31 protein-coding genes are annotated in these 23149 nt (G+C 71.5%); 18 read left to right on the forward strand and 13 right to left on the reverse strand.

All coding sequences use genetic code 11. The features are described from left to right. Window positions 1-524 (reverse strand): NAD(P)-dependent malic enzyme (locus tag AB3X52_RS17810; RefSeq protein ID WP_367995444.1); only part of this gene is annotated, 524 nt, incomplete at its 3' end. A 144-nt stretch (window positions 525-668) separates the two neighbouring features. Continuing rightward, complete coding sequence (locus AB3X52_RS17815; protein WP_367995445.1) at window positions 669-1100, reverse strand: S24/S26 family peptidase; 432 nt, start codon at window positions 1098-1100, stop codon at window positions 669-671. Between the two features lie 52 nt (window positions 1101-1152). Between AB3X52_RS17815 and sodN the strand changes: the two genes are divergently transcribed. The 3 genes from sodN to AB3X52_RS17830 all read left to right on the forward strand — a co-directional run bounded on the left by sodN (window position 1153) and on the right by AB3X52_RS17830 (window position 3015). Then, window positions 1153-1554: a superoxide dismutase, Ni gene (gene sodN, locus AB3X52_RS17820; RefSeq protein ID WP_367995446.1), complete on the forward strand. Its 402-nt coding sequence runs from the start codon at window positions 1153-1155 to the stop codon at window positions 1552-1554. 233 nt (window positions 1555-1787) lie between these two features. Beyond that, window positions 1788-2201, forward strand: a complete 414-nt coding sequence (locus tag AB3X52_RS17825; protein WP_367995447.1) for an ATP-binding protein — start codon at window positions 1788-1790, stop codon at window positions 2199-2201. Window position 2202: 1 nt separating this feature from the next. Next, window positions 2203-3015 (forward strand): RNA polymerase sigma factor SigF, encoded by an 813-nt coding sequence (locus AB3X52_RS17830; RefSeq protein WP_367995448.1) that lies wholly within the window; start codon window positions 2203-2205, stop codon window positions 3013-3015. 11 nt (window positions 3016-3026) lie between these two features. On the opposite strand, the gene AB3X52_RS17835 is transcribed toward AB3X52_RS17830, so the two are convergent. Continuing rightward, entirely contained in the window at window positions 3027-3404 is a 378-nt protein-coding gene (locus AB3X52_RS17835) for a hypothetical protein (RefSeq protein ID WP_367995449.1), read from the reverse strand. 247 nt (window positions 3405-3651) lie between these two features. Here AB3X52_RS17835 and AB3X52_RS17840 point away from each other — a divergent pair, with 247 nt between their 5' ends. Continuing rightward, the gene (locus AB3X52_RS17840; RefSeq protein ID WP_367995450.1) at window positions 3652-3906 is read left to right on the forward strand and encodes a WhiB family transcriptional regulator; all 255 of its coding nucleotides are present in this window, start codon (window positions 3652-3654) and stop codon (window positions 3904-3906) included. Between the two features lie 18 nt (window positions 3907-3924). Here the strand turns inward: AB3X52_RS17840 and AB3X52_RS17845 are convergent, their stop codons facing one another. Beyond that, window positions 3925-5397, reverse strand: coding sequence for a sensor histidine kinase (locus AB3X52_RS17845; RefSeq protein ID WP_367995451.1), 1473 nt, complete (start codon window positions 5395-5397; stop codon window positions 3925-3927). A gap of 60 nt (window positions 5398-5457) precedes the next feature. Here AB3X52_RS17845 and AB3X52_RS17850 point away from each other — a divergent pair, with 60 nt between their 5' ends. Both AB3X52_RS17850 and AB3X52_RS19415 read left to right on the forward strand, forming a co-directional pair. Further along, window positions 5458-6342, forward strand: a complete 885-nt coding sequence (locus AB3X52_RS17850) for a DUF2785 domain-containing protein (RefSeq protein ID WP_367995452.1) — start codon at window positions 5458-5460, stop codon at window positions 6340-6342. A 135-nt stretch (window positions 6343-6477) separates the two neighbouring features. Beyond that, window positions 6478-6552: a 50S ribosomal protein bL37 gene (locus tag AB3X52_RS19415; protein ID WP_370249596.1), complete on the forward strand. Its 75-nt coding sequence runs from the start codon at window positions 6478-6480 to the stop codon at window positions 6550-6552. Between the two features lie 92 nt (window positions 6553-6644). On the opposite strand, the gene rsrA is transcribed toward AB3X52_RS19415, so the two are convergent. The 5 genes from rsrA to AB3X52_RS17875 form a co-directional block, all read right to left on the reverse strand. Further along, complete coding sequence (gene rsrA / locus AB3X52_RS17855; RefSeq protein WP_367995453.1) at window positions 6645-6935, reverse strand: mycothiol system anti-sigma-R factor; 291 nt, start codon at window positions 6933-6935, stop codon at window positions 6645-6647. Next, window positions 6932-7672, reverse strand: a complete 741-nt coding sequence (locus tag AB3X52_RS17860) for a sigma-70 family RNA polymerase sigma factor (RefSeq protein ID WP_437440577.1) — start codon at window positions 7670-7672, stop codon at window positions 6932-6934. Before AB3X52_RS17860 ends, rsrA begins: the two co-directional genes overlap by 4 nt. A 73-nt stretch (window positions 7673-7745) precedes the next feature. After that, window positions 7746-8396 carry an alpha/beta hydrolase family protein gene (locus AB3X52_RS17865; RefSeq protein ID WP_367995455.1) on the reverse strand — a complete coding sequence of 217 codons (651 nt, stop codon included), beginning with the start codon at window positions 8394-8396 and terminating at the stop codon, window positions 7746-7748. After that, the gene (locus tag AB3X52_RS17870) at window positions 8393-9145 is read right to left on the reverse strand and encodes an SOS response-associated peptidase (protein ID WP_367995456.1); all 753 of its coding nucleotides are present in this window, start codon (window positions 9143-9145) and stop codon (window positions 8393-8395) included. The genes AB3X52_RS17865 and AB3X52_RS17870 overlap by 4 nt, the downstream gene beginning before the upstream one ends. 72 nt (window positions 9146-9217) lie before the next feature. Then, window positions 9218-9880 carry a hypothetical protein gene (locus AB3X52_RS17875; protein ID WP_367995457.1) on the reverse strand — a complete coding sequence of 221 codons (663 nt, stop codon included), beginning with the start codon at window positions 9878-9880 and terminating at the stop codon, window positions 9218-9220. Between the two features lie 256 nt (window positions 9881-10136). On the opposite strand from AB3X52_RS17875, the gene AB3X52_RS17880 reads away from it, so the two are divergent. The 7 genes from AB3X52_RS17880 to AB3X52_RS17910 all read left to right on the forward strand — a co-directional run bounded on the left by AB3X52_RS17880 (window position 10137) and on the right by AB3X52_RS17910 (window position 17488). Then, entirely contained in the window at window positions 10137-12632 is a 2496-nt protein-coding gene (locus tag AB3X52_RS17880; protein ID WP_367995458.1) for a sigma-70 family RNA polymerase sigma factor, read from the forward strand. A 147-nt stretch (window positions 12633-12779) separates the two neighbouring features. Beyond that, window positions 12780-13304, forward strand: coding sequence for a DoxX family protein (locus AB3X52_RS17885; RefSeq protein WP_367995459.1), 525 nt, complete (start codon window positions 12780-12782; stop codon window positions 13302-13304). A 16-nt stretch (window positions 13305-13320) separates the two neighbouring features. After that, window positions 13321-14595, forward strand: a complete 1275-nt coding sequence (gene aroA / locus AB3X52_RS17890; protein ID WP_367995460.1) for a 3-phosphoshikimate 1-carboxyvinyltransferase — start codon at window positions 13321-13323, stop codon at window positions 14593-14595. A gap of 1 nt (window position 14596) precedes the next feature. Continuing rightward, window positions 14597-15628, forward strand: coding sequence for a ribosome small subunit-dependent GTPase A (gene rsgA, locus AB3X52_RS17895; RefSeq protein ID WP_367995461.1), 1032 nt, complete (start codon window positions 14597-14599; stop codon window positions 15626-15628). A 57-nt stretch (window positions 15629-15685) separates the two neighbouring features. Continuing rightward, window positions 15686-16564, forward strand: coding sequence for an inositol monophosphatase family protein (locus tag AB3X52_RS17900; protein WP_367995462.1), 879 nt, complete (start codon window positions 15686-15688; stop codon window positions 16562-16564). Between the two features lie 80 nt (window positions 16565-16644). Continuing rightward, window positions 16645-17076, forward strand: a complete 432-nt coding sequence (locus AB3X52_RS17905; RefSeq protein WP_367995463.1) for a CBS domain-containing protein — start codon at window positions 16645-16647, stop codon at window positions 17074-17076. 40 nt (window positions 17077-17116) lie between these two features. Beyond that, complete coding sequence (locus AB3X52_RS17910; RefSeq protein ID WP_367995464.1) at window positions 17117-17488, forward strand: FKBP-type peptidyl-prolyl cis-trans isomerase; 372 nt, start codon at window positions 17117-17119, stop codon at window positions 17486-17488. A gap of 85 nt (window positions 17489-17573) precedes the next feature. On the opposite strand, the gene AB3X52_RS17915 is transcribed toward AB3X52_RS17910, so the two are convergent. Both AB3X52_RS17915 and AB3X52_RS17920 read right to left on the reverse strand, forming a co-directional pair. Next, the gene (locus AB3X52_RS17915; protein ID WP_367995465.1) at window positions 17574-17801 is read right to left on the reverse strand and encodes an RNA-binding S4 domain-containing protein; all 228 of its coding nucleotides are present in this window, start codon (window positions 17799-17801) and stop codon (window positions 17574-17576) included. A 147-nt stretch (window positions 17802-17948) separates the two neighbouring features. Next, on the reverse strand, window positions 17949-19211 hold the full coding sequence (locus tag AB3X52_RS17920; RefSeq protein WP_367995466.1) for a DUF445 domain-containing protein: 1263 nt from the start codon (window positions 19209-19211) through the stop codon (window positions 17949-17951). Between the two features lie 46 nt (window positions 19212-19257). Here AB3X52_RS17920 and AB3X52_RS17925 point away from each other — a divergent pair, with 46 nt between their 5' ends. Next, window positions 19258-19653, forward strand: coding sequence for an FAD synthase family protein (locus tag AB3X52_RS17925; RefSeq protein WP_367995467.1), 396 nt, complete (start codon window positions 19258-19260; stop codon window positions 19651-19653). Window positions 19654-19724: 71 nt separating this feature from the next. On the opposite strand, the gene AB3X52_RS17930 is transcribed toward AB3X52_RS17925, so the two are convergent. Further along, window positions 19725-20405: a hypothetical protein gene (locus AB3X52_RS17930; protein WP_367995468.1), complete on the reverse strand. Its 681-nt coding sequence runs from the start codon at window positions 20403-20405 to the stop codon at window positions 19725-19727. A 164-nt stretch (window positions 20406-20569) separates the two neighbouring features. On the opposite strand from AB3X52_RS17930, the gene AB3X52_RS17935 reads away from it, so the two are divergent. Continuing rightward, window positions 20570-21214, forward strand: coding sequence for an NAD(P)-dependent oxidoreductase (locus AB3X52_RS17935; RefSeq protein ID WP_367995469.1), 645 nt, complete (start codon window positions 20570-20572; stop codon window positions 21212-21214). Window positions 21215-21409: 195 nt separating this feature from the next. Continuing rightward, window positions 21410-21706, forward strand: coding sequence for a hypothetical protein (locus AB3X52_RS17940; RefSeq protein WP_367995470.1), 297 nt, complete (start codon window positions 21410-21412; stop codon window positions 21704-21706). Window positions 21707-21747: 41 nt separating this feature from the next. On the opposite strand, the gene AB3X52_RS17945 is transcribed toward AB3X52_RS17940, so the two are convergent. Beyond that, window positions 21748-21954: a hypothetical protein gene (locus AB3X52_RS17945; protein WP_367995471.1), complete on the reverse strand. Its 207-nt coding sequence runs from the start codon at window positions 21952-21954 to the stop codon at window positions 21748-21750. Between the two features lie 197 nt (window positions 21955-22151). On the opposite strand from AB3X52_RS17945, the gene AB3X52_RS17950 reads away from it, so the two are divergent. Both AB3X52_RS17950 and AB3X52_RS17955 read left to right on the forward strand, forming a co-directional pair. Further along, complete coding sequence (locus tag AB3X52_RS17950) at window positions 22152-22304, forward strand: hypothetical protein (protein ID WP_367995472.1); 153 nt, start codon at window positions 22152-22154, stop codon at window positions 22302-22304. After that, the coding region (locus tag AB3X52_RS17955; protein ID WP_367995473.1) for an FAD-binding protein at window positions 22301-23149 on the forward strand (849 nt) is incomplete at its 3' end. The genes AB3X52_RS17950 and AB3X52_RS17955, both read left to right, overlap by 4 nt.

A 23149-nucleotide genomic window follows, 5' to 3' on the forward strand; every position in this document is an offset into this window, starting at 1 on the left:
GCCGCGAGCGAGACGACCGCCGTGCCGTGCTGGTCGTCGTGGAAGACCGGGATGTCGAGGCGCTCCTTGAGCCGGTCCTCGATCTCGAAGCAGCGCGGCGCGGAGATGTCCTCGAGGTTGATGCCGCCGAAGCTCGGCGCCATCCGCACAACCGTCTCGACGATCTCGTCGACATCGGTGGTGTCCAGGCAGATCGGGACACCGTCGACGTTGCCGAACGCCTTGAAGAGCACCGCCTTGCCCTCCATCACCGGCATCGCGGCCGACGGGCCGATGTCGCCGAGCCCGAGGACGGCGGTGCCGTCGGTGACGACGGCGACGGTGTTGGGCACCCAGGTGTAGTGCTGGCTCAGCGACGGGTCCTCGGCGATCGCGGTGCAGACCCGAGCGACCCCCGGCGTGTAGGCCATCGAGAGGCTCTCGCGGGTGTCGACCGAGGCGGTCGGCGCGATCTGCATCTTCCCGCCGCGGTGCAGGTCGAAGACCGGATCGCCGGTGAACGGAACGTCGGAATGCTCAGACATGAAGGCCCTCCCAAAGGCTGCGGTGACTCGTGAGTTCGTGAGGTCGGACGTCGCGAATCAAGGTGTGCCGCGGAACCGCCTGTCGGGGATGTGAGCCCCGCCAGAAGCATGGCACAACGGCACTGTGTCAAGCAGTGGCAGCAGTCACAATCCTCGCCGTCGCGACATGGCCGAAACCAGCAACCGGCGCCATGACCGACGCGGCCGACGCCCCGTCTTCCCGGCCGACGCGGGGTGCGGCCAGAGCCTGCCGAGGACCACCGCGCGGACGTCGGCGTCGGCGATGACGCCGCGGTGCCGGGAGTCCACGCCGGCCGCCGGGTTGTCCGACAGCAGCCACCAGCCGAGGCCGCCGGTCCGCGTCGTACGCCGCTCGACGGCGCGCTTCACCACGACGGCCCCGTCGGGGAAGCGCGCGACGACGAGGGAGCCGGGCGACGGCGTACGCCAGTAGGAGACGAGCAGGGCGTCGCCGGCATGCAGCGTCGGCTCCATCGACGCGCCGACGACGCGCGCGAGCCCGAACGGCGCGTGTGCGGAAATGCGACGGGGTACCCGTGGAGAGCGCAGCGACACGCGGAGTAGTGTCGCAGCCAGAGCAACTACGAACTTCTCCGAGAGGACACGCATGTTCGCGCGACTGTTCGCCCCCACGATCGAGGTTTCCGCCCACTGCGACCTGCCGTGCGGCGTCTACGACCCCGCCCAGGCCCGCATTGAGGCCGAGTCCATCAAGGCCATCATCGCCAAGGTCGCCGACAGCGACGACCCGGACTTCCGCACCCGCGCCGTGATCATCAAGGAGCAGCGCTCCGAGTTGGTCAAGCACCACCTGTGGGTGCTGTGGACCGACTACTTCAAGGCTCCGCACTTCGAGAAGTACCCCCAGCTCCACACCCTCTTCAACGAGGCCACGAAGCTCGCCGGCGCGTCCGGCACCAAGGGCACGCTCGACGCCGCCGTCGCCGACCAGCTGCTGGCGAAGATCGACGAGATCGCCGAGATCTTCTGGGAGACGAAGAAGGCCTGAGCCCTCTTCTCTCCTGCTGAACGCCGCCCCGGTGGACCGGGGCGGCGTTCGCGTCTTCTGGGCGACCTGGGTCGAAACGCGCGAATCCTGCTCGGAAATCGCACGACTCATGACCGATCGGCGGTTTACTGGCTCCACCACGGGGGAAGGGGCCACCCGGACATCCCCTCTGCGTCGCCCGGGGGACAACGCGACGCGTACCGCTGCACGGCGACCACGAAGGAACGACTGGCATGCCAATGACCGGATCGGACGAGCTCCCCGACCGCTCTGATGTCGAGCTGCGGCTCCCCGCCCAAGGCGTCTACGTCTCGGTGCTCCGTACGACGACCGCGGGCCTGGCCGCGCGTCTCGACTTCACCCTCGACGACATCGAGGACCTTCGCATGGCGGTGGGCGAGGCCGCGGCCCTCGTGCTGGAGGCGGCGTCCCCCGAGTCCGACCTGCAGGCTCGGTTCTGGCTGGGCGACCGGGTCATCACGGTCACCGTCGACGCCGCCGTCGACGGGCCGGTGAGCGTCGACGAGGACAGCTTCGCGTGGCAGGTCCTGACGACGCTCGCGACCTCCGCGGAGGTCACCAACACCGCAGGCCGGCTCGCGATCACGCTCGTCGTGCAGGCGACGCCGCTGGAGGCTGCGCTCTGAGATGACGGACGAGCCGACTCGGGACGAGCTGGTCACGCCGCCCCGCAGCGCCGCGGTCGAGGAGACCCGGCGCCGCAGCGCAGCCCTCTTCGCCACTCTCTCCGCCCCCGACACCAGCATGGCCGAGCGCGGCGACGCGCGCGAGCAGCTGGTCCACCTCCACCTGCCGCTCGTCGAGCACTGCGCGCGGCGGTTCCGCAACCGCGGGGAGCCGCTCGAGGACCTCGTCCAGGTCGGGACGATCGGTCTGCTGAAGGCCGTCGACCGCTTCGACCTCGAGCGGGGCGTGGAGTTCTCGACGTACGCCACGCCGACGATCATCGGCGAGATCAAGCGTCACTTCCGCGACAAGGGTTGGGCCATCCGCGTGCCACGCCGACTCCAGGAGCTGCGGATGCAGATCGGCAGCGTGAGCGCCGAACTGACCCAGAGCCTGGGCCGTTCGCCCACCCCGCGTGAGCTCGCCGAGAAGATCGGCTGCACGGTCGAGGAGATCGTCGAGGGCCTCGACTCGGGCAACGCCTACTCGACCCTCTCCCTCGACGCCGGTGACGACGCCGAGGACGGCGCCGGCAGCATGCTGGACGCCATCGGCGTCGAGGACGGCAGCCTCGAGCACGTCGAGATCCGGGAGTCCATCAAGCCCTTGCTCGACGCGCTCGGCGACCGAGAGAAGAAGATCCTCATGCTGCGGTTCTTCCGCAACATGACGCAGTCCCAGATCGCAGCGGAGGTCGGGATCTCCCAGATGCACGTCTCTCGCCTGCTCAGCCGCACGCTCGACGGCCTGCGCGTCGCGCTAGAGAGCGACTGACGGCCTCCTGGCTAGTCCTGGTCGTCGTTCTCGAGCGCGTTGAGGCTCGCCGGGTGGAAGACGGCGACGAGCGCGGCGATAGCGACGACGGCGAGCACGATCGCCAGACCGACGCGGTGGCGCCCGTCCCACGCGAGCCCGAGCATGATCAGCTGGGCGAGCACGATCGGCGCGCGGGCCCAGGAGTCGAGGAGGAGGAGACCGCGTGCGCACCAACCGAGCCCGACCGCACAGAGCAGGAAGAAGACCGCCCAGGCGACCGCCACACCTGTGCCGCCGTCCCCCAGGCTGACGAACTGCAGGATCGCCAGGACGATGAGAGCGGCCGCCTCAGCGGCGGCGAGTGCGGCAGCGACGATGATCGTGACAGGCGGGCGGGTCGAGCTCACCGGAGCAGACTAGAGCGGCGTACGACGGCGGCCGAATCGGCCGCGACGACGGCCTGCCCCATGGTCGGATGCGGCGCGGTGACGGAAGAGACACCCCGCACCCCTTGTTTAAGGGTCCATTTCTTGGAACCCTGGGGGCTGCGCGCGTGAAGGCGTTCACATCGTCATGCCTCCGCCGCAGCGGCAGACCGGCAGATCCCGGGCCCGCCGCCCCTGACCGTTTGAAGGAAAGAGGTTCCCCCAAGCCATGGACTGGCGCAACCGTGCTGCCTGCCTCGATGAGGACCCCGAGCTCTTCTTCCCCATCGGGAACACTGGCCCGGCGATCCTGCAGATCGAGGAGGCGAAGCAGGTCTGCCGACGCTGCGACGTCCGCGAGCAGTGCCTGCAGTGGGCCCTCGAGGCCGGTCAGGACCACGGCGTCTGGGGTGGTCTCAGCGAGGACGAGCGTCGCGCGCTGAAGCGTCGCAACGCCCGCTCCCGCGTGCGCACCACCGTCTGACCCGACCAACGACCGCTCTCACTCCACCGGCACGTCGATCACGGCACGCGCACCGCGCGTGCCGGATCGCGGGCCGAGCGTGAGCCTGCCCCCGAGCTCCGACTCGACCAGCGTCCGGACGATCGAGAGGCCGAGGTTCGTCGACGTCTCCAGGTCGAACTCCTCGGGGAGACCCTGCCCATCGTCCTCGACGCTCACCTCGAGGCGCCCGGCCGGCCGACGTACGCCAACGGTGATGTTGCCGGGGGTGGCGTCGTCGGGGTAGCCGTGCTCCACGGCGTTCTGCAGCAGCTCGGTGAGGACCATCGCGAGGGGGGTGACCACCTCGGACCGGAGCTCGCCGAAGCTGCCCGTACGCCGGACGGCGACCCTCGCACCGAGCGCGCCCACCTCACCCACCATGGTGGCGAGACGGTCCGCGATCTCGTCGAAGGAGACGTACTCCTCCACCGCCTGCTGGCTGAGGATCTCGTGGACGAGCGCGATCGACCCGACCCGTGCGACGGCCTCGTCGAGCGCGTTGCGGGCCGGTCCCTCGCCGATCCGGCGCGCCTGGAGACGGAGCAGTGCGGCCACGGTCTGCAGGTTGTTCTTCACCCGGTGGTGGATCTCGCGGATCGTCGCGTCCTTGGTCACCAGCTCCCGGTCGCGGCGCCGCAGCTCGGTGACGTCGCGGAGCAGCACGAGTCCCCCGATGTGCTCGCCGCGCGGCCGCAACGGGATCGCGCGCGAGATGATCGCGACGGTCCCCATGTCGATCTCCGTGTCACGGTGCGCCCGGCCGGCGAGCACCGCGCTGAGCGTCTCCTCGTCAGGGCGCTTCTTCGGGGGCACCAGCGAGCGGGTCACCTCCGCCAGCGACTGCCCGGCGAGGTCGCCGGAGAGGCCGAGACGGCGATAGACCGAGAGGGCGTTCGGGCTGGCGTACTCCACGACGCCCTCCGCGTCCACGCGGACGAAGCCGTCCCCCACCCGGGGTGTGTCGGTGTGGTCGCTGCGCTGCCCGGCCGCGGGGAACCAGCCGTTCGCGACCATCTGGGTGAGGTCGGACGCCGTCTGCAGGTAGGTCAGCTCCAGTCGGCTGGGCGTACGCACACCGAGCAGGTTGGTGTTGCGGCCGAGCACCGCGATGATCCGCCCGCTGCGCCGGACCGGGATGGTCTCGACACGCACCGGCAGGTCGTCGCGCCACTCCGGGTCGCCCTCACGGACGAGCCGGCCCTCGCCGTACGCCTGGTCGAGGGTGGGCCGCCGGCCCACCGGGACGAAGGTGCCGACGACGTCGTCGACGTACGCCGTCGGGCCGGTCGTCGGGCGCATCTGCCCGCCGGCCCAGAACCCCTTGCCCTCGCGGTCCGGGAGCCACAGGACGAGGTCGGCGAAGGAGAGATCGGCCAGGATCTGCCAGTCCGCGGTCAGCAGCTGGAGCCAGGCGACGTCGGCGTCGTCGAGGTCGGTGTGGCTCTTCGCGAGCTCGGTGAGCGACGGCACGTGGCCAGCGTAGAGGCATACCTCGTACGCCGCCCGGGAGGGTTTGGCAGGATGGTCCCCATGTCCGGCTCGTATTGGGAAGAGGTCCACGCCACGGGGCTGGCGGTGCCCTCGGACCGGCCCCTCGACGAGCTGACCGCCGAGCTCACCCGGATGCTCGGAGACCCGGATCCGCAGCTGCGCGACGCGCTCGCCTATCCGACGCTGACGACCTGGATCGCGCGTGGCGTGTACGACGACCTGCTGTCCGGCCTGGGCGACGGGATGGCCGCGGGACTGACCGTCGACCTCGGCGAGACCGACACCGACACCGTCTTCCGCCGCAGCTTCTCGGCGCTGGTCCTCGGCGCCTGCATCGCGCGCGACAACAGCAGGCCGCTCGTCGCGGGCGGCAAGATCCTCGAGTGGGGCGACCGGATCGCGACCTGGCTGCTGCGTGAACGCGATCTGCGCGGGTTCGTCCCCGGCAAGGGCTGGGCCCATGCCATGGCGCACGGCGCGGACGCCCTCGGCTCGCTGGCCGCCTCGCCCCACCTGTCGACGCCGGAGCTCACCGTCGTGCTCGACGTCGTCGCCGACCGCATCCTCGCGCGCAGCGACACGGTCCTCGTCCACGGCGAGCCCGACCGGCTCGCGTCCGCCACCGTGGCCGTCCTGCGCCGCAACCTCGTGCCGCTCAGCGTCCTCGAGCCGTGGGTCAACCGGATCGGCGCCGTGGCGGCCACGCCGAGCACCGCTGCCGGGCGCGACCCCTACCTCGTCACCGCCAACGCCGAGTCCTTCCTGCGGGCCCTCTACCTCCAGCTCGCCCTCGGCACCCGACAGCCCGAGGTCCGCCACGACCTGCTGCTCGTCATCGTCGACGCGCTCAAGCGGAGCAACGTCCAGCATCTCGGCTACAGCGGCCCGAGCCGTCGTACGGACCTCGCACCGCCACCGCTGTGACTCGGCCGGCCGCGATGCGACGGGGCCGCGCGGGGCGCCGTGTCCGAGCGACGGGCGATTTCACGCCGTACCCGGAGATTTGAGAGACTGTCCGCTGGCCCTTCGGGGTCGACGAACGACTACCAGGAGGACACCATGGGCAAGACCGGCCGCAAGCGCCGCGCGCGCCGCAAGAAGGGCGCGAACCACGGCAAGCGCCCCAACAGCTGAGCCGCCGCGCCACCAGCGCAGACGCAACGAGCCCCCGGCCATCGGCCAGGGGCTCTTTGCTTGTCCGGGGCGCGCCGGTCAGGACGCCGTCGTCAGGACTCCCTGATCTCGACGCGCACCTGCTGGAGCCGCATCATGATCTTGGCGCGCAGCTCCGTCGGCGCCGACTCGGAGCAGGACCGCGCCACGATGGCCTTCACGGTGCGCTGCAGGTCGTAGCGCTCGAGACACGGGTTGCAGGTGTCGAGATGGGCGCGTACGACGGCACAGTCGGCCTCGTCGAGCTCGTTGTCGAGGAAGTAGACGATCTGCTCGAGGAAGTCCGCGCATTCGGCCGGGGTGACGGAGTCGCCCGCGGTGTGCTGGTGCTGGTCACTGGTCATCGCGCACCCCCGTCGCGCGTCGCGGCGGTGAGGAGACCACCGTCGCGCACGTAGTCCGACAACAGGTCACGCAGCTGGCGGCGGCCGCGGTGGAGGCGCGACATCACCGTGCCGATCGGAGTGTCCATGATCTCCGCGATCTCCTTGTAGGCGAATCCCTCGACGTCGGCGAGGTAGACCGCGAGCCGGAACTCCTCGGGCAGACGCTGGAGGGCGTCCTTCACCTGGGAGTCGGGCAGGTGCTCGAGCGCCTCCATCTCCGCCGACTTCAGGCCGGAGGAGCTGTGGGACTCGGCCCGTGCCAGCTGCCAGTCCTCGACGTCCTCGGACATCGACTGCTGCGGCTGACGCTGCTTCTTGCGGTAGGTGTTGATGAAGGTGTTGGTGAGGATGCGGTAGAGCCAGGCCTTGAGGTTGGTGCCGGGCCTGAACTGGTGGAAGGAGGAGTACGCCTTGGCGAACGTCTCCTGCACCAGGTCCTCCGCGTCCGCGGGATTGCGGGTCATGCGCATCGCCGCGGAGTAGAGCTGGTCGAGGAAGGGCAGGGCGTCGCGCTCGAAGCGCACGGCTCGCTCTTCATCCGTTTCGGTCGCGGGGTCCACCGGCTCGGGGTGGCCGTCGGTGTCGGTCAGCGCTGAGTCGCGGAAGTCGTCGGTCTCACTCATCGTCCCCCAGCCTACGCGGGCCCACGACGCCACGAGAGGCTCCGCCAGCGGGCGGTCGAGCAGGACGGTCATGCCAAGGGAACACGTCGGGTCCGGCGACCATTCCCGGGGGGCGGAAGAAGACTTGCCGCCGCCACCCGGGCGATCAGCCGCGCGTGCGTCCCGCAGGCCCGACGATCTCCCGGACGAGCCACTCGAGCGTCGACTCGACGAGGATCGCGAGCGCGTCGTCCTGGCTGATCGGGCCACGCGCGCCGACCTTGAGCGAGTGGTCCGCCCCCGGCACGGGCACGACGTCGACCGACTCGGGGAACTCCTCGGGCCGCCCCATCGGGTCCCGCTCCCCCTGGACGACCAGCGTCGGCACCCGAGCGCCCTTCAGCTCGTCGAGGCGGGACTTCTCCGGCTTGCCGGGCGGGTGGAGCGGGAAGGCGAGGCAGAGGCATCCCGCCGCGCCCAGCGAGCGCGCCGTCCGCGCCGCGGAGCGCGCGCCGGCCGAGCGACCGCCCACGACCATCGGCGTCCGCACCCGCATCCAGTTGGCCGCCTCGGTCAGTGCCACGTCGAGCGTCTTCGGCGGGGAGGCGACCGGTCGACCCGCCACCTTCCACGGCTGCTCGAAGCGGACGACGGTGATCCCCTGCGGCGGCAGCGCCTGGGTGAGCGCCTCCAGGTCGGGCGTGTCGATGCCGTTGCCGGCGCCGTGCGAGAGCAGCAGGGTCGCCACGGGCTTGCGGGCACGTCGGGTGACGAGCCGCCCGTCGCCGTACGGTGTCGCGATCATCTGTTCGGTCAACTCAGCGCCTCCTCGAGCGGCAGCGGCTCCACCAGGTGGGGTCCGTTGTTGCGGACGCTGCTCACGAGCGGCGCCACGGGATAGGCCTCCAGGACGTCGGGCGAGGCGGGGACCAGCAGGTCGAGCGAGCCGGGCCTCGTGGGGTCGAGCCAGGCGTCCCAGCCGGCGCGGTCCACCATGAGCGGCATCCGGTCGTGGATCCGGCCGAGGTGGTCGGCGGCGTTCGTCGTGATGACCGTGCAGGTCCACAGCCAGCGCGCGGGGTCGTCCGCGTCCTTCTCCGGGTCCGGCCACAGCTCGTAGAGGCCGGCCATGGCGAGGGTGCCGTGGTCCCGCGGGCGGATGAAGAACGGCTGCTTGCGCGGCTTGCCCTTCGCGTCGGTCTGCTGCGTCTCGTACCACTCGTAGTAGCCGTCGGCGGGGAGCAGGCAGCGGCGCTTCGTGAACGCCTTCTTGTACGCCGGCTTCTCGGCGACCGTCTCCATCCGGGCGTTGATCATGCGCGCGCCGATCGAGCGGTCCTTCGCCCACGACGGGACCAGCCCCCACCGGACGGCCCGCAACTGACGCTCGGTCTCGCGGTCACGCTCGTCGCCACCCCGCGGCGGGCGCTCGAGCACGGCGTACACCTCGTCGGTCGGCGCGACGTTGTAGTTCTCCTCGAGCGGCATCGAGAGCCGCAGCTCGTCGATCTCGAACTCCGCCGCCAGATCGGCCGGGTGTCGGCTCGAGGCAAAGCGACCGCACATGCGAACACCTTAACGACCCAGGACGCCCAGGTGAGCGCACCCGCGGGTCAGCGGCTCCGGACGGATCTGGGCTCAGGCACCGCGCGCGAGCTCGTCGAGGAGCCAGGCGGCCGACTCGTCGGTGTGGGGGAGCCCTTCGATCCAGACCCGGTCCGCCCGGTCCTCGAGCATGCGCTTGAGCAGCGACACCCGGGTCGCGAGCGACTCGTCGCGTGGGACGACCAGGACGAGCCGGTTGGCGCCGACCTGACCGATCGTGGCGATGCCGTCGAAGACCGACCGCGCGGTCTCACCGAGCAGCGCCATCCGGCGCGTGCGCTCGAGGGCGTCGACCCCCTCGGCCTCCGCGAGGTGGGCGTCGGCCACGACCAGCGTGAACGAGCAGGCCCGGGCGCCGCGGTAGAGCTCCGAGATGCGTTCGCGCAGGTGGGCGAGGGTGGCCAGGCCGGTCGCCGGGTCCGCGCAGGACAACTGGTGGAGGAAGCCGAGGGTCGCCTCGCTCCACGCCATCGAGAGGGCGTGGCTCTCCTCGAACGTCGGGTCGCGGCCGGCGACGAGCAGGGTGGTGGCGCGAAGCCCCTCCAGGCACTCGCCGAGAGAGACCCCCACCTCGGCGAGGTCACGCCCCACCACCCAGCACGCCTCGATGACGAACGGACTTCCCGCAGCCAGGGCCTCCCCCGCTGCCTCGAAGCGCGGCGGCAGGGCCGCACGCTGCTCCGGTGTCAGTTCCACCGCGGCCACGGGACGGCCCTGGCCGCGACGAAGAAGCTTCGCAACGAAACCCACAGACCGCCCTCCCTCCGTTCGCCACATGGCCGTCCCACGCCGGTCATGCGAAGATGTGACGCGCAGGTCGTGACCACATGACGCGGTCGCGACCGGAATCTACGTGATTTCACCGACTGCCCTCGGGAGGCGAGATGAACACGCGTGACATGCGTGCGCGCGTTTCGCGTCATGATCCCATCTCCCGATCGTCCCTCCTGCCGTGACCGACCCCACCCTCACCCCCTTCTCGACGATCGATGAGCCCGGCGACGCCGAGCTCATCAGCGCCGTCCGCGCCGGGGACCTCGAGGCGTACGGCACGCTGTTCGAGCGCCACGTCGAGGCGGCCCGGCGGTTGGCCCGCCAGCTGGCGTCCGCCGGGGACGTCGACGACCTGGTGTCGGAGGCGTTCGCGAAGGTCCTCGGCGTGCTGCAGAAGGGCGGCGGTCCCGACCTCGCGTTCCGTGCCTACCTCCTGACCTCGCTCCGACGGCTCCATGTCGACAAGATCCGGGCAGGCTCGCGCCTCACCCCGACGGACGACCTGACGCCGTACGACCCCGGCGTGCCGTTCGAGGACACCGCCGTCGCGGGCTTCGACAACCAGGCTGCGGCCAAGGCGTTCGCACAGCTTCCCGAGCGCTGGCAGCAGGTGCTGTGGCACACCGAGGTCGAGGGGCAGAAGCCCGCCGAGATCGCGCCGATGCTCGGGATGAGCCCCAACTCCGTCTCCGCGCTCGCCTACCGCGCCCGCGAGGGCCTGCGGCAGGCGTTCATCTCGATGCACGCCCAGGACGCCGTCGACGACGCCTGCGCGCGCACGCGCGCCAACCTGGGCGCCTACATCCGCGGCGGTCTCTCGAAGCGCGACTCCGCCAAGGTGGAGGCGCACCTCCAGGACTGCCGGCCGTGTGCGGCGATCTACCTCGAGCTCACCGAGGTCAACGCCAACCTCGGCGCCCTGCTGGCGCCGCTCCTCCTCGGCAGTGCCGGCATCGGCTACCTCGCCGCGGTCGGCGCCGGCACCAAGGCCGGCATCCTGCTCTTCCTCACCGGCGCCAAGAACTGGGTGCTCCACAACCCGGTCGGGCGCGTCGCCGCCGGCGCCACCGGTGTGGCCGCCGCGGCCGTCGTAGCGGCGGCGGTCGCCATGGGCGGAGGCAATCCGCCGACGAAGCCGGTCGCCGAACCGCCCGCCTCGTCGGCGCCCGCACCGACGCCGGCCGCCACCTCACCGCAGCAGACTCCGAAGACCACCTCGCCGACGCACACCTCGTCCGCCGCTCCCTCGGCGACCGGTCCGGTGACCAGTCCGCCGCCCGCTCCATCATCGACGCCCTCGGACACCACGCCTGCCACCACGCCCGAGCAGGCGCCCATCATCGCCACGCCGCTGCCCGCGGTCACCGCCACGCCCGGGAAGTCGGTCGTGATCGACCTCACCAACGGGGCGACCGACCCGAACGGCGATCCGCTCACGGTGAAGTCGGCCTCGGTCGCCAAGCCGTCCCACGGGACGGTCCACAAGGGCGGCCAGCAGGGCCGGCCCGTCATGCCCCGCCTGTCCGGCGGCAAGACCGGCCTCAGCGGCAGCGCCCCCGTCCTGGCTCGTCCCGCCGGCGTCACCACCGTCACCTACACACCCGACCGGGGCTGGCGTGGCACCGACACCATCGACTACACGCTCACCGACGGCCACGGCGGCACGGTCTCGGGCTCGGTGGAGGTCACGACGCCCAACGCCCCGCCGGTGGCGGAGTCGTTCACGGTGCGGATGAGGGCGCTGGATTCGCGGGTGTCGATCTCACCGCTCGCTGGCCACGCAGCCGATCCCAACAAGCACGACAAGCTGACCGTCATCGTCGTCAAGGGCCCCAAGCGCGGAACAGCAAGTGCAAAACCCGACGGGCGAATCGTCTACACCCGCGAGGCGAGCATCGACGGATATACGACGCGGATCCGTTACGTGGCACAGGACCAACTCAAGGGGCGCTCGGCTCCTGGCACGATCACGATCAAGGTTCCTGGATGGTCGCCGCACCATCCCACGCCTGAGAACCATCGACCCACTGCGACCGGCGCCGAAGGCGATCCGCTTGTCGCCCCTGGGGACTCGGTCGACATCGTTGTAGGCGGTTCGGATCCGGACGGCGACGCACTGAGCTACGAGGTCCCCGACCACGCCCGCAACGGCGGTGAGATCAAGCTCGACCACATCTCGAAGGACGGCTCTTCGGCAACGCTCACGTACACCGCGCCGCAGGAGTTCACCGGAGACTCCTTTTCATACAGGGTCACTGACGGCCGCCGTATCTCCGATCCAAAGACGGTGCAGGTCGGGCTCGCCCCACCGACCGCAGACGTGGCCGTGACGCCAGATCCAGACCTCAGTTACGACCGAGGCGGCTACATGCATCTGAAGCTGCGCGCCGATGGACTGCCCGCTGGCGCCGTCGGACGCGTGAGCGTGACCGTGACGGGAATCCTGGGGTGGTGGCCCGGCGGAAGCCACTCGTCTGCCTGCGGCGAGGCTCCGGACCCACCGCCCTCCACGGTCACCCTGGAGTGCGAGGTCACCGGCACCGGCCATCAGATCGACCTCCTCCACTTCGATCTCGTGCCGGACCCCGAGACCGGCTGGAGCTTCACGGCGGACCTCACTCCGAAGACGTACGTCGATCCGGAGAACGGCAACAACCACGTCTCCGGCCCCTGAGCCTCGGCGTTTCCCCCACAACGGTGGGGGTTCTGACAGTCCGCGGGGCGGATCCGCTGTGATTACGGCGCAATTGTGGGGTTCTGACGCGCCGATGTGACGCCCACCTCTGGCATGGGGGTCCCTGATGAGGGTTACTGTCGCTCCATGACCGTGAGCAGACTCGTTGCGCGCCCGCTGCTGTCGTCCATCTTCCTGGTGGGCCCGATCACCTCCTACAAGAACGCCGAGGCGGTGGCCAAGACGGCCGAGCCCGTGACAGGGCCGCTGGTGAAGGCGGCGCAGAAGGCCGGCCTCCCCGTGGAGCACGACCCGGTGACGCTCGTCCGCATCAACGCAGTGGCGCAGGTCCTCGGGGCGCTCGGACTGATCACCGGAAAGTTCCCCCGGCTCTCGGCGGCGCTCCTGGCCGGCACCCTGGTGCCGACGACGCTGGCCGGCCACCGGTTCTGGGACGAGCCCGACCCGGCGTCCAAGAAGCAGCAGCAGGTGCAGTTCGCCAAGAACCTCTCGCTGCTCGGCGGGCTGATCATCGCCGCCGGCGACACCGACGGGAAGCCGGGCCTCGCCTGGCGCGCCGGCCGTGCTGCCAAGGATGCCCGCCGCGAGGCGAAGCAGCTCGCCCTGAGCGCCCGTCGGGAGGCGAAGCTCGCCAAGGCGAAGGTCGCCTGAGCGATAGTCTGCGGGGGTGAGCACCACGCCCCTCGAGGATCCCTGGCCCGCCCCCCGCGCGACCACGCCGGTCGACGCCGTCGTCACGCTGCCCGGGAGCAAGTCGCTCACCAACCGTGCGCTGCTCCTGGCCGCGATCGCCGACCAGCCGTCCGTCGTACGCCGGGCGCTGCGGTCGCGCGACACCCTGCTGATGGCGCAGGCCCTCACCGCGCTCGGCAGCGAGGTCGACACCTCGGGGCCGGACTGGAGGGTCACCCCTGGCCCGTTCGACCGGGACGCGGCGGTCGACTGCGGGCTGGCCGGGACGGTGATGCGCTTCGTGCCGCCGGTGGCGGCGCTCTCGACCGGCCAGGTGGCCTTCGACGGCGACCCCCACATGCGCCAGCGGCCGATCGGCGAGGTGCTGGGCGCGCTGCGCTCGCTCGGCGTCCACGTGCCCGGTGAGCGACTGCCGTTCACCATCCACGGCACCGGCGCTGTCCGCGGCGGCACTGTGGTGATCGACGCGTCCGCCTCGAGCCAGTTCATCAGCGCGCTGCTGCTCGCGGGCGCACGCTACGAGCGCGGCGTCGACGTGCGCCACGACGGCAAGCCTGTGCCCTCGCTCCCCCACATCGACATGACCGTCGCGATGCTGCGCGAGCACGGCGTGGACGTCGACGACAGTGCGGCCAACCGCTGGGCGGTCCCGCCCGGCGCCGTCAAGGCGGTCGACCACACCATCGAGCCCGATCTCTCCAACGCCGCGCCGTTCCTCGCGCTGGCCGCGATCTCCGGCGGGACCGTCACCGTGCGCGACTGGCCGCGGGTGACCGACCAGGCCGGCGACGCGCTCCGCGACATCCTGACGCAGATGGGCTGCACGGTCGGCTTCACCGACGAGGGGCTGTCGGTCACGGGGCCCGCGGTCGGCGAGCTGCAGGGCGTCGACCTCGACCTGCACGACGTGGGCGAGCTCGCCCCGGCGGTCGCGGCCCTGTGCGCCGTCGCGTCGGGCCCCTCCCATCTCCGCGGCATCGGCCACATCCGCGGCCACGAGACCGATCGGCTCGCCGCGCTCGCCACCGAGCTCACCGGCCTCGGCGCCGACGTCACCGAACACCCCGATGGCCTCGAGATCCGGCCGGCGGCGCTGCACGCCGGGGTCTTCCACACCTACGCCGACCACCGGATGGCCCACGCCGGCGTGATCGTGGCGGCGGCCGTCGACGGGGTTCTCGTCGAGGACGTCGCGACGACGAGCAAGACGTTCACGGACTTCGCGCCGTTCTGGGCCTCGCTCTTCTGACATGGCCCGCTCCGCACGCCGGTACTCCACCGAGGACGTCGAGCACTACGACCGTCCGCGACGACGCGGCACCCGGCCGCGCACCAAGGAGCGTCCGACGTACGACGACGCCCACTCCGGCGTCGTTCTCACCGTCGACCGCGGGCGCTACACGCTGCTCATCGACTCTCCCGGTGGCTCCGCGACGGTGATGGCGATGAAGGCACGGCCGCTGGGCCGCAAGGGAGTCGTCGTCGGCGACCGGGTGAAGGTCGTCGGCGATGTGTCCGGCAGCGAGGGGACGCTCGCCCGGATCGTGGAGGTGGAGCCGCGCTCGACCGTGCTGCGGCGTACGGCGGACGACGACGACCCCGTCGAGCGCGTCATCGTCGCCAATGCGACCCAGCTCGTCGTCGTCACCGCGCTCGCCGACCCCGAGCCGCGCACGGGGCTCATCGACCGCGCCCTCGTGGCGGCGTACGACGCCGGCATGGCGCCGCTGCTGTGCCTGACCAAGGCCGACCTGCGCGACCCGGAGTCGCTGCTCGTCACCTACCGGTCGCTCGGCGTCCCGTGGGTCGTGACGCAGAAGGGCGGCGATCTCTCGGAGCTGCGTGGGCGCCTCGCGGGGCAGACCTCCGTCCTGCTGGGCCACAGCGGGGTCGGCAAGTCGACGCTCGTCAACGCGCTAGTCCCCGACGCCGGCCGCGAGGTCGGCCACGTCAACGCCGTCACCGGACGTGGGCGCCACACCTCGACCTCGGCGCTCATGCTGCCGCTGGCGTCGTCCGCGGAGGGACCGGCGGGTCGGATCATCGACACGCCCGGCATCCGCTCCTTCGGACTCGCTCACGTCGACCCCGAGCACCTCATCGAGGCGTTCCCCGACCTCGACGAGATGACCGAGGACTGCCCGCGCGGCTGCACCCACGGCGCCGACGAGCCCGAGTGCGGCCTCGACGAAGCGGTCGCGCGCGGCGAGGCCGACCCCGAGCGGGTCGCCTCCTTCCGCCGCCTCCTTGAGGCGCGGTCGGTGCCGGCGTACCTGCTCTGACCACGTCGCGCGGGGATGACCACCTCGCCCGGACACGGGTGCGACTAGGGTGAGCCCGTGGCTGGCACACCTGACTACACCGACGACCTCCGGCTCGCGCACCTGCTGGCCGACGACGCCGACTCGCTGTCCACCTCGCGGTTCAAGGCGCTCGACCTGCACGTGATGACCAAGCCGGACCTGACGCCGGTCAGCGACGCCGACAAGGCGGTGGAGGAGTCGATCCGGCGCACGCTCTCCAAGGCGCGGACCCGCGACGCCATCACCGGCGAGGAGCAGGGCACCACGGGCACCTCCGCCCGCCGCTGGATCGTCGACCCGATCGACGGCACCAAGAACTACGTCCGCGGCGTGCCCGTCTGGGCGACGCTCATCGCGCTCGCGGTCGAGGACGAGGTCGTCATGTCGGTCGTCTCCGCACCGCAGCTCGGCCGCCGCTGGTGGGCGGCGAAGGACCAGGGCGCCTACACCGGCAAGTCGCTGATGAAGGCGACGAAGTGCCAGGTCTCCGACGTACGCCGCCTGGAGGACGCCTCGCTGTCCTACTCCTCCCTCCACGGCTGGGAGGAGCGCGGCCGTCTCGAGGACTTCCTCTCCCTGATGCGGCGCTGCTGGCGGACGCGGGCCTACAGCGACTTCTGGTCCTACATGCTCGTCGCCGAAGGCGCGGTCGACATCGCGGTCGAGCCCGAGCTCGAGCTCTACGACATGGCCGCGCTGGACGTGATCGTGCGCGAGGCCGGTGGCACCTTCACCTCGCTCGACGGCAACGACGGTCCCTGGGGCGGCAACGCGCTGGCGACCAACGGCCACCTCCACGACGCCGTGCTGTCGTTCCTCGGCTCGCTCCCCGACGGTGACGCCGACGCCGACTGGCCCGGTGCCCGACCGGGGAGCGTCACACCGTTCCGCCGGCCCGGTCACGAGTCCGACTGACCCCGGTTTCACCCGCTCCCGACCTCAGTCTTCACCGAACCGCCCTTCCCGCGGCGCGCGCGACGGCCTACCGTCAGAAGATGCGCATCGAGGAGATCCTCGCCCGCAAGGCCCGTCCCGACGTCGTGACGATCGGCCCCGGCGAGAGCGTCCGCACGCTGCTGAGCGTGCTCGCCGCTCACGCCATCGGTGCCTGCGTCGTCAGCTCCGACGGTCACCGCGTGGACGGCATCGTGAGCGAGCGTGACGTGGTCAGAAGGCTGTACGACGACGAGGGACTGCTCGACGCGGAGGTCGGGTCGATCATGACGCCGGCCGTCGAGACCTGCTCCCCCGACGCGACCGTCGAGGAGATCATGACGCTGATGACCCGCCGTCGGATCCGACACGTGCCGGTCGTCGCCGACGGCGCCCTCACCGGCATCGTCAGCATCGGCGACCTGGTGAAGCACCGCATCGAGGAGCTCGCCTTCGAGCGCGACCAACTCGAGCGCTACGTGCATCAGGTCTGACGGCGCGGCCCGGTGAGGTGCGGTGTGACAGGCTGGCCCCATGGCAGAGAAACCAGAGATCGAGTTCTTCGACCCCGAGCCGCCCAGCGACCTCGTGATCACCGACATCACCGAGGGTGACGGCCCGGAGGCCACGAGCGGCCAGACGGTCAGCGTGCACTACGTCGGCGTGGCGCACTCGACCGGGGAGGAGTTCGACGCGTCGTACAACCGCGGCACGCCGCTGCAGTTCCGCCTGGGCATCGGCCAGGTCATCGCGGGCTGGGACCAGGGTGTCCAGGGCATGAAGGTCGGCGGGCGCCGGCAGCTCGTCATCCCGCCCCACCTCGGGTACGGCGACCGCGGCGCCGGTGGCGTCATCAAGCCCGGCGAGACGCTCATCTTCGTCGTCGACCTCCTCGGCGTCAGCTGACCCGGAACGCTCGACCGCGGGTCCTCAGACGTGTGCGGCGCGTCTGAGGACCCGCGGTTAGCCTCGGGGCATCAGTCTCGGGGCGTCACCACGGCACGTCGCTCACCCGGGCCGCCTGGCCGGCGAGCTCGACGACGTCACCGACCACGAGCTGCCGCCCGCGTCGCGTCTCGACCTCGCCGTTGACGCGCACCAGCCCGTCCGCGATCACGGGCTTCGCCTCCGCGCCGGACTCGACGAGGTTGGCCAGCTTGAGGAACTGGCCGAGGCGGATCGACTCGTCACGGATGGGCACGTCCTGCGGCTCGCTCACGTCCCCATCCTCCCCCGCTGCGCGAGTTTGCAGAAATGACGGGCGAGGCGCGAGGAACCCCCGGCGAGTCTCCGTGTCGGGCGCGCGACAGGCAGACCCGGTGGGCGCTTCTCACGACGTGGCGGGACTATCGCGAAGCTCGGCGGGTCACAGGAGCTGGGTGAGGGCGTGGATGAGTACGCCGACGAGCCCGCCGACGATCGTGCCGTTGATCCGGATGAACTGCAGGTCGCGGCCGACGTGGAGCTCGATGCGGTGGGCCGCCTCCCGGCCGTCCCAGCGCTGGATGGTGTGGGTGATGACGGCCGTGGCCTCGGAGCCGTACCGCTTGACCACGAACACCGCGGCGTCGGCCGCGAGCCCGTCGAGCCGGCCCTGGAGCTCTTCGTCCGCGACCAGCCGTGCCGCGAAGAGCTGGAGCTCGTCGAGCGCCCGGCGGCGGACTGCCCCGTCCGGGTCCTCCAAGGAGCCGGTGAGCGCCCGGCGGAGCGCCTCCCACAGCGAGATCGAGGTGGCGAGGACCTGCGGATGGTCGAGCAGGCGCAGCTTGAGCCGCTCGGCGCGCTCCTGGGTCGCCGGGTCCTCCTGCAGGTCACGCGCGAGGTCGGCGAGCAGGTCGTCGAAGGCCTTGCGCGCCCGGTGATGCGGGTCGTCACGGATGTCGGCGACCCAGCGGACGAGCTCGACGTGGATCCGGTTGGCCAGCGGCTCCTTGATCGCCTGCGGCGCCCACCACGGCGCGCGCTCGCCAAGGACGTCGGCGACCGTCTCCTGGTGATCGACGAGCCAGCCGTGCAGCTCGACCAGGGCGAGGTCGACCAGCCCGTGCTGGACCTCGTCGTGCAGCGCCTCCGCCAGCGCCGTGCCGAGCAGCGGCGCGATCGCCTCCTCGCGGAAGCGCGGCACCAGCGCCTCGGTCACCAGCGCCTCGACATGGTCGTCGCGCACCCGGGTGAGGGCTGCGGCGAGCAGCACCGCCACCTCGTCGACCACCCGCTTCGCGTTGGCCTCCTCGGAGAGCCACAGCCCGATCCGCAGTGCCGGCATCGAGACCGCGATGCGGTCGCGGATGATCTCCTCCTGGAGGAAGTTCTCCCCGACGAACTCCTCCAGGCCCGCGCCGATGTCGTCCTTGCGCCGCGGGATCAGCGCGGTGTGCGGGATCGGCAGGCCCATCGGATGGCGGAACAGGGCCGTCACGGCGAACCAGTCCGCGATCGCACCGACCATCGACGCCTCAGCGCCGGCGTTGACATAGCCCCAGACGCCGCCGTGGCCGTGCGTGACCACGTAGACGAGGGCCGCGAGCACCAGCAACCCCGTCGCCACCGTCCGCATCCGGCGCAGCGCTCTGCGGCGTACGACGTCGGCGGCGGTGTCCACCGCCATGAGGCCACCCGATGCGGTCATGGCGTGATTCTGCCCGGTCCCCCCTGACGTGCCAGAATCCGATCCCATGTCCCGCACCGTCATCACCTTCGGCACCTTCGATGTCTTCCACATCGGCCATCTGCGGATGATCGAGCGCGCGGGCTCGTACGGCGACCGCCTGGTCGTCGGTGTCTCCGCCGACGAGCTCAACCGTCGCAAGAAGGACCGTGACCCGGTCTTCAGCGAGGGCGAGCGCCTCGCGATCATCGCCGCGCTCAAGCCGGTCGACGAGGTCTTCCTCGAGGAGAGCCTCGAGCTCAAGCGCCACTACATCGAGAAATACGCCGCCGACGTGCTCGTCATGGGCGACGACTGGGCCGGCCGGTTCGACGAGTTCAAGGACATCTGCGAGGTCGTCTACCTGCCGCGGACGCCCGCCATCTCCACCACGGCCCTCATCGAGAAGATCGCCAGCGTCTGAGGTCAGGCTCAGCCTCGCGGAGCGGACCGGACCGGCCCGGACGCGCCGGCTCGGACGCGTCGGCTCAGGGGTCAGCCCTGGGGCAGGGTGACCTTCCAGGTCTTCGCCGGGATCGAGCCGCCGCCGGCGACGTGGTAGGCGAGGCGGCGGTAGCCGACGTACGCCTGCGCGGAGCCGGCGGGGCGGACGACCCCCGCCACCCAGCCCTCGGCGGTCTTCCCCGCGTCGACGTCGCCCAGCGGCGGGTCGCCCGCCTTCGTCATCGCCGTCGCGACCTCACCGCTCGTCAAGGCCGTGCCGACCTCGGACGAGCCCGCGACGCCGAAGACGAAGTCGTCAGGTCCGACGCTCGCGTAGTACTTCCGCCCGGCGGTGACCTTCACCTTCACCAGGACGAGCTCGTCGCCCTCGTCCACGAGCCCGTGGGCTGACGCAGGAGCCGGGAAGCTCCGGACCACCTGCTCCACGGCGATGGTGTGGCCGAGGCCCTTGTCGTGGATGGTCTCGTCGAGGTCGATCGGCGCGCGCGGGACGGTCGCCTGCGTCGACGGCGCCGACGGCGCCGTGGACGGGGTCACAGTCGGCAGCGCCTCGCTTGAAGCCTCCGCGTCCGGCGAGGCCGTCGCGGTGACCGTTGTCGTCACGCTCGGCGTGGCGGGCGCCGCGGAGTCCTCGGAGGAGGAGCCACAGCCGGCCAGTGCGAGCGCGGCGAGCACGGGCACAACGGCAAGACGGAGCGACCGGAGCAGCATGGATTCCCCCGAGTGGTCTGGAGCCTGAGCTGTCGCGGCGACCCTACCGGCGCGCGTAGGGCGCCCACGGCATCCCACGGCGGCGTACGACGGGAATCGGCGGGCCGCTCCACCGGTTGCGCCTCACGAACCCGTACGGGTTCCCGACTCCGGAAGGATGATCCATGTCGACCATCGTGATCTTCGGCGGCACCGGCTATGCCGGCGGCAACATCGCCCGCGAGGCCGTGAAGCGCGGCCACACCGTCGTCTCCTACTCCCGGCACGCGCCGAGCTCGCCCGACGAGGGCGTCGACTACCGCATCGGCTCGCTCACCGACGAGGCCACCGTCAAGGCCGCGCTCGAGGGCGCGGACGAGCTCGTCATCGCGGTCCGTGGCTCTGACGTCGACGGCCAGCAGCTCGGCGACCTGGTGCCGGCGCTCGTCGCGGCAGCGGTCGCTGCCGACGTACGCCTCTCGTTCGTCGGCGGCGCCGGCAGCTCGCTCGTCTCGCCCGACGGTCCACGCCTGCTCGACACGCCGGACTTCCATGAGGAGTGGAAGCCGGAGGCGACCGCGCACGCGCGCGTGCTCGACGCGCTGCGCGAGTCACCGGAGGAGCTGCGCTGGTTCTACGTCTCCCCGGCGGCGCTCTTCGGGTCGTTCGCGCCCGGCGAGACGCTCGGCACCTATCGCACGAACGGTGACGTGCTCGTCACCAAGGAGGACGGCTCCTCCGAGATCTCCGGCACCGACTTCGCGCTGGCCTACGTCGACGAGATCGAGCAGTCCAACCACCGTCGGCAGCGGTTCACCACCGGCCACTGAGCCCGGGGCTGCTGGGCTCGCTGCTGGACCCTCCGCTGGGTCGGGGGCGTCCGTCCGCCGACTGCGCCGGCGAGGCAGCCCCGACCGCCTGGTCTGCTCCTGTGCCCGTCCGCGTAACGCGGGCGGGCACGGGTCGTTGAGGAGGCGGACCGCCGATGTGGGAGCGGACCTCACGACGGGGAATGGTGGTGCGCGGTGCCGATCGCGACGGCGACGAAGGTCGAGGTCCTCCGCGTCCTGGTGCAGGCCGGGCCCGCCGCCCGGGCGCTGCTCTCCTCGGCGGAGTGCGACCTCCTCATCGAGACCTGCGCCGACGTCGCCCGCATGGCCGACGACCTGCCCGGTCCCCAGCCCCGCGACCGTGGTCGTGCCGCGCGCGATGGCACCAGCCTGCTCCTCGAGCTCGGCTGCCCACGCGTCGACGGCCAGCTCCGAGGAGCACTCGCCCGCGCGGTCGAGCGGGTTGTCGTACGCCGCCTGTCCGTCGCCTGAGGTCGATCCGCCCCGCCTGCCGGGCCGGTCGCTCGGGCGCGTCACTCCTCGTCGTACGGATAGTCGTCGTCGCTGCCCGGAACCGGCTCGGTCTGCTCCTGGTAGTCAGCCTCGTCGACGTCGTCGCGACGTGGGGGCGCGTCCGAACCCACGATCGCCTCCTCGTCGGGGTTCTCCTCGTCGAGGCCCTGTTCCTGCTCCTCGATGTCGGCCTCGTTCGCGGTCTCGTACGGGTCGAAAGCGCTCATGACGATCGGTTACCTCCCTCGTCGGCGACGAAACGGGCCCGGCGCACCCACCAACGGCAGAACGGCGGTGGCTCCGGCCGGTCCCAGTCCACACCGTCGGGTCGGCGACGGCAAGGCCCGGTGGCGCAGCCGGGCCGCCGCACGCGAACGCACGCCACGTGGGGGCGACCACCGCGACAGCGTCCATGGTCGCCATGATGGACCCGAGGCCGGCGGCGAAGGACGTTGCCGGCGTGCCCGCCACCGGCGGCCGAGGGGAGATCCAGGTGTACGAACGTCACGCCCACACGCCTGACGAGGTGCTCGCGCAGCGACGCCGGCCGGCCTGCCGCGTCGAGGACCTCGGATGACGCCTGAGCCGGCCGGCGCCACGTGGGCGGGGAGCCATACCTTCGGCGCCTGCGGCCTCGTCCGCCCCGCGTCCGTCGGGGAGCTCCAGGAGCTGGTCGCGTCGCAGCCGCGCGTGCGTGCGCTCGGCTCGCGACACTCCTTCACCGACCTGGCCGACACGGCGGGGCTGCTGGTCTCGGTGGACGGGCTCGACGGCGATCCTGGGCAGCCGGCGCTCGACGGATCCGTGGTCAGGGTGCCGGCCGGGATGAGGTACGGCGACCTGGCCGTCTGGCTCCAGGCCCGCGGCCGCGCGCTGGCCAACCTCGCCTCGCTGCCCCACATCTCCGTCGCCGGCGCGATCGCCACCGGAACGCACGGATCCGGCGTCGGCAACGGTTCGCTCGCCGCCGCGGTCACCGCGCTCGAGCTCGTCGACGGCCGGGGCGAGCTCGTGCGGCTCACCGCCGGGCCGGGTGGATCGCCCGACTTCGCGGGGGCGGTCGTCGGGCTCGGCGCCCTCGGGATCGTGACCCACCTCGAGCTGCAGACCGAGCCGTCGTACGACGTCGTGCAGGTCGTCCACGAGGGCCTCACCTGGCCGACGCTGGCGGAGCGGGTCGAGGAGATCCTCGCGGTGGCGTACTCGGTCTCGGTGTTCACCCGCTGGGTCGACGAGCCGGACGGCACCGTCGGGCGGGCCTGGGTGAAGTCGCGGTCGGGCTCGCCGGCCGTGCCGGGGGCAACTCCGGCGGACGGTCCGCGGCACGTGATCCCCGGACTGGACCCGTCGCTGACGACGCAGCAGCTCGGCCGGCCCGGGCCCTGGCACGAGCGGCTCCCCCACTTCCGGGGGGGGGGGGGG

It is taken from the genome of Nocardioides eburneus, from assembly GCF_040838215.1.
GTDB lineage: Bacteria > Actinomycetota > Actinomycetes > Propionibacteriales > Nocardioidaceae > Nocardioides > Nocardioides eburneus.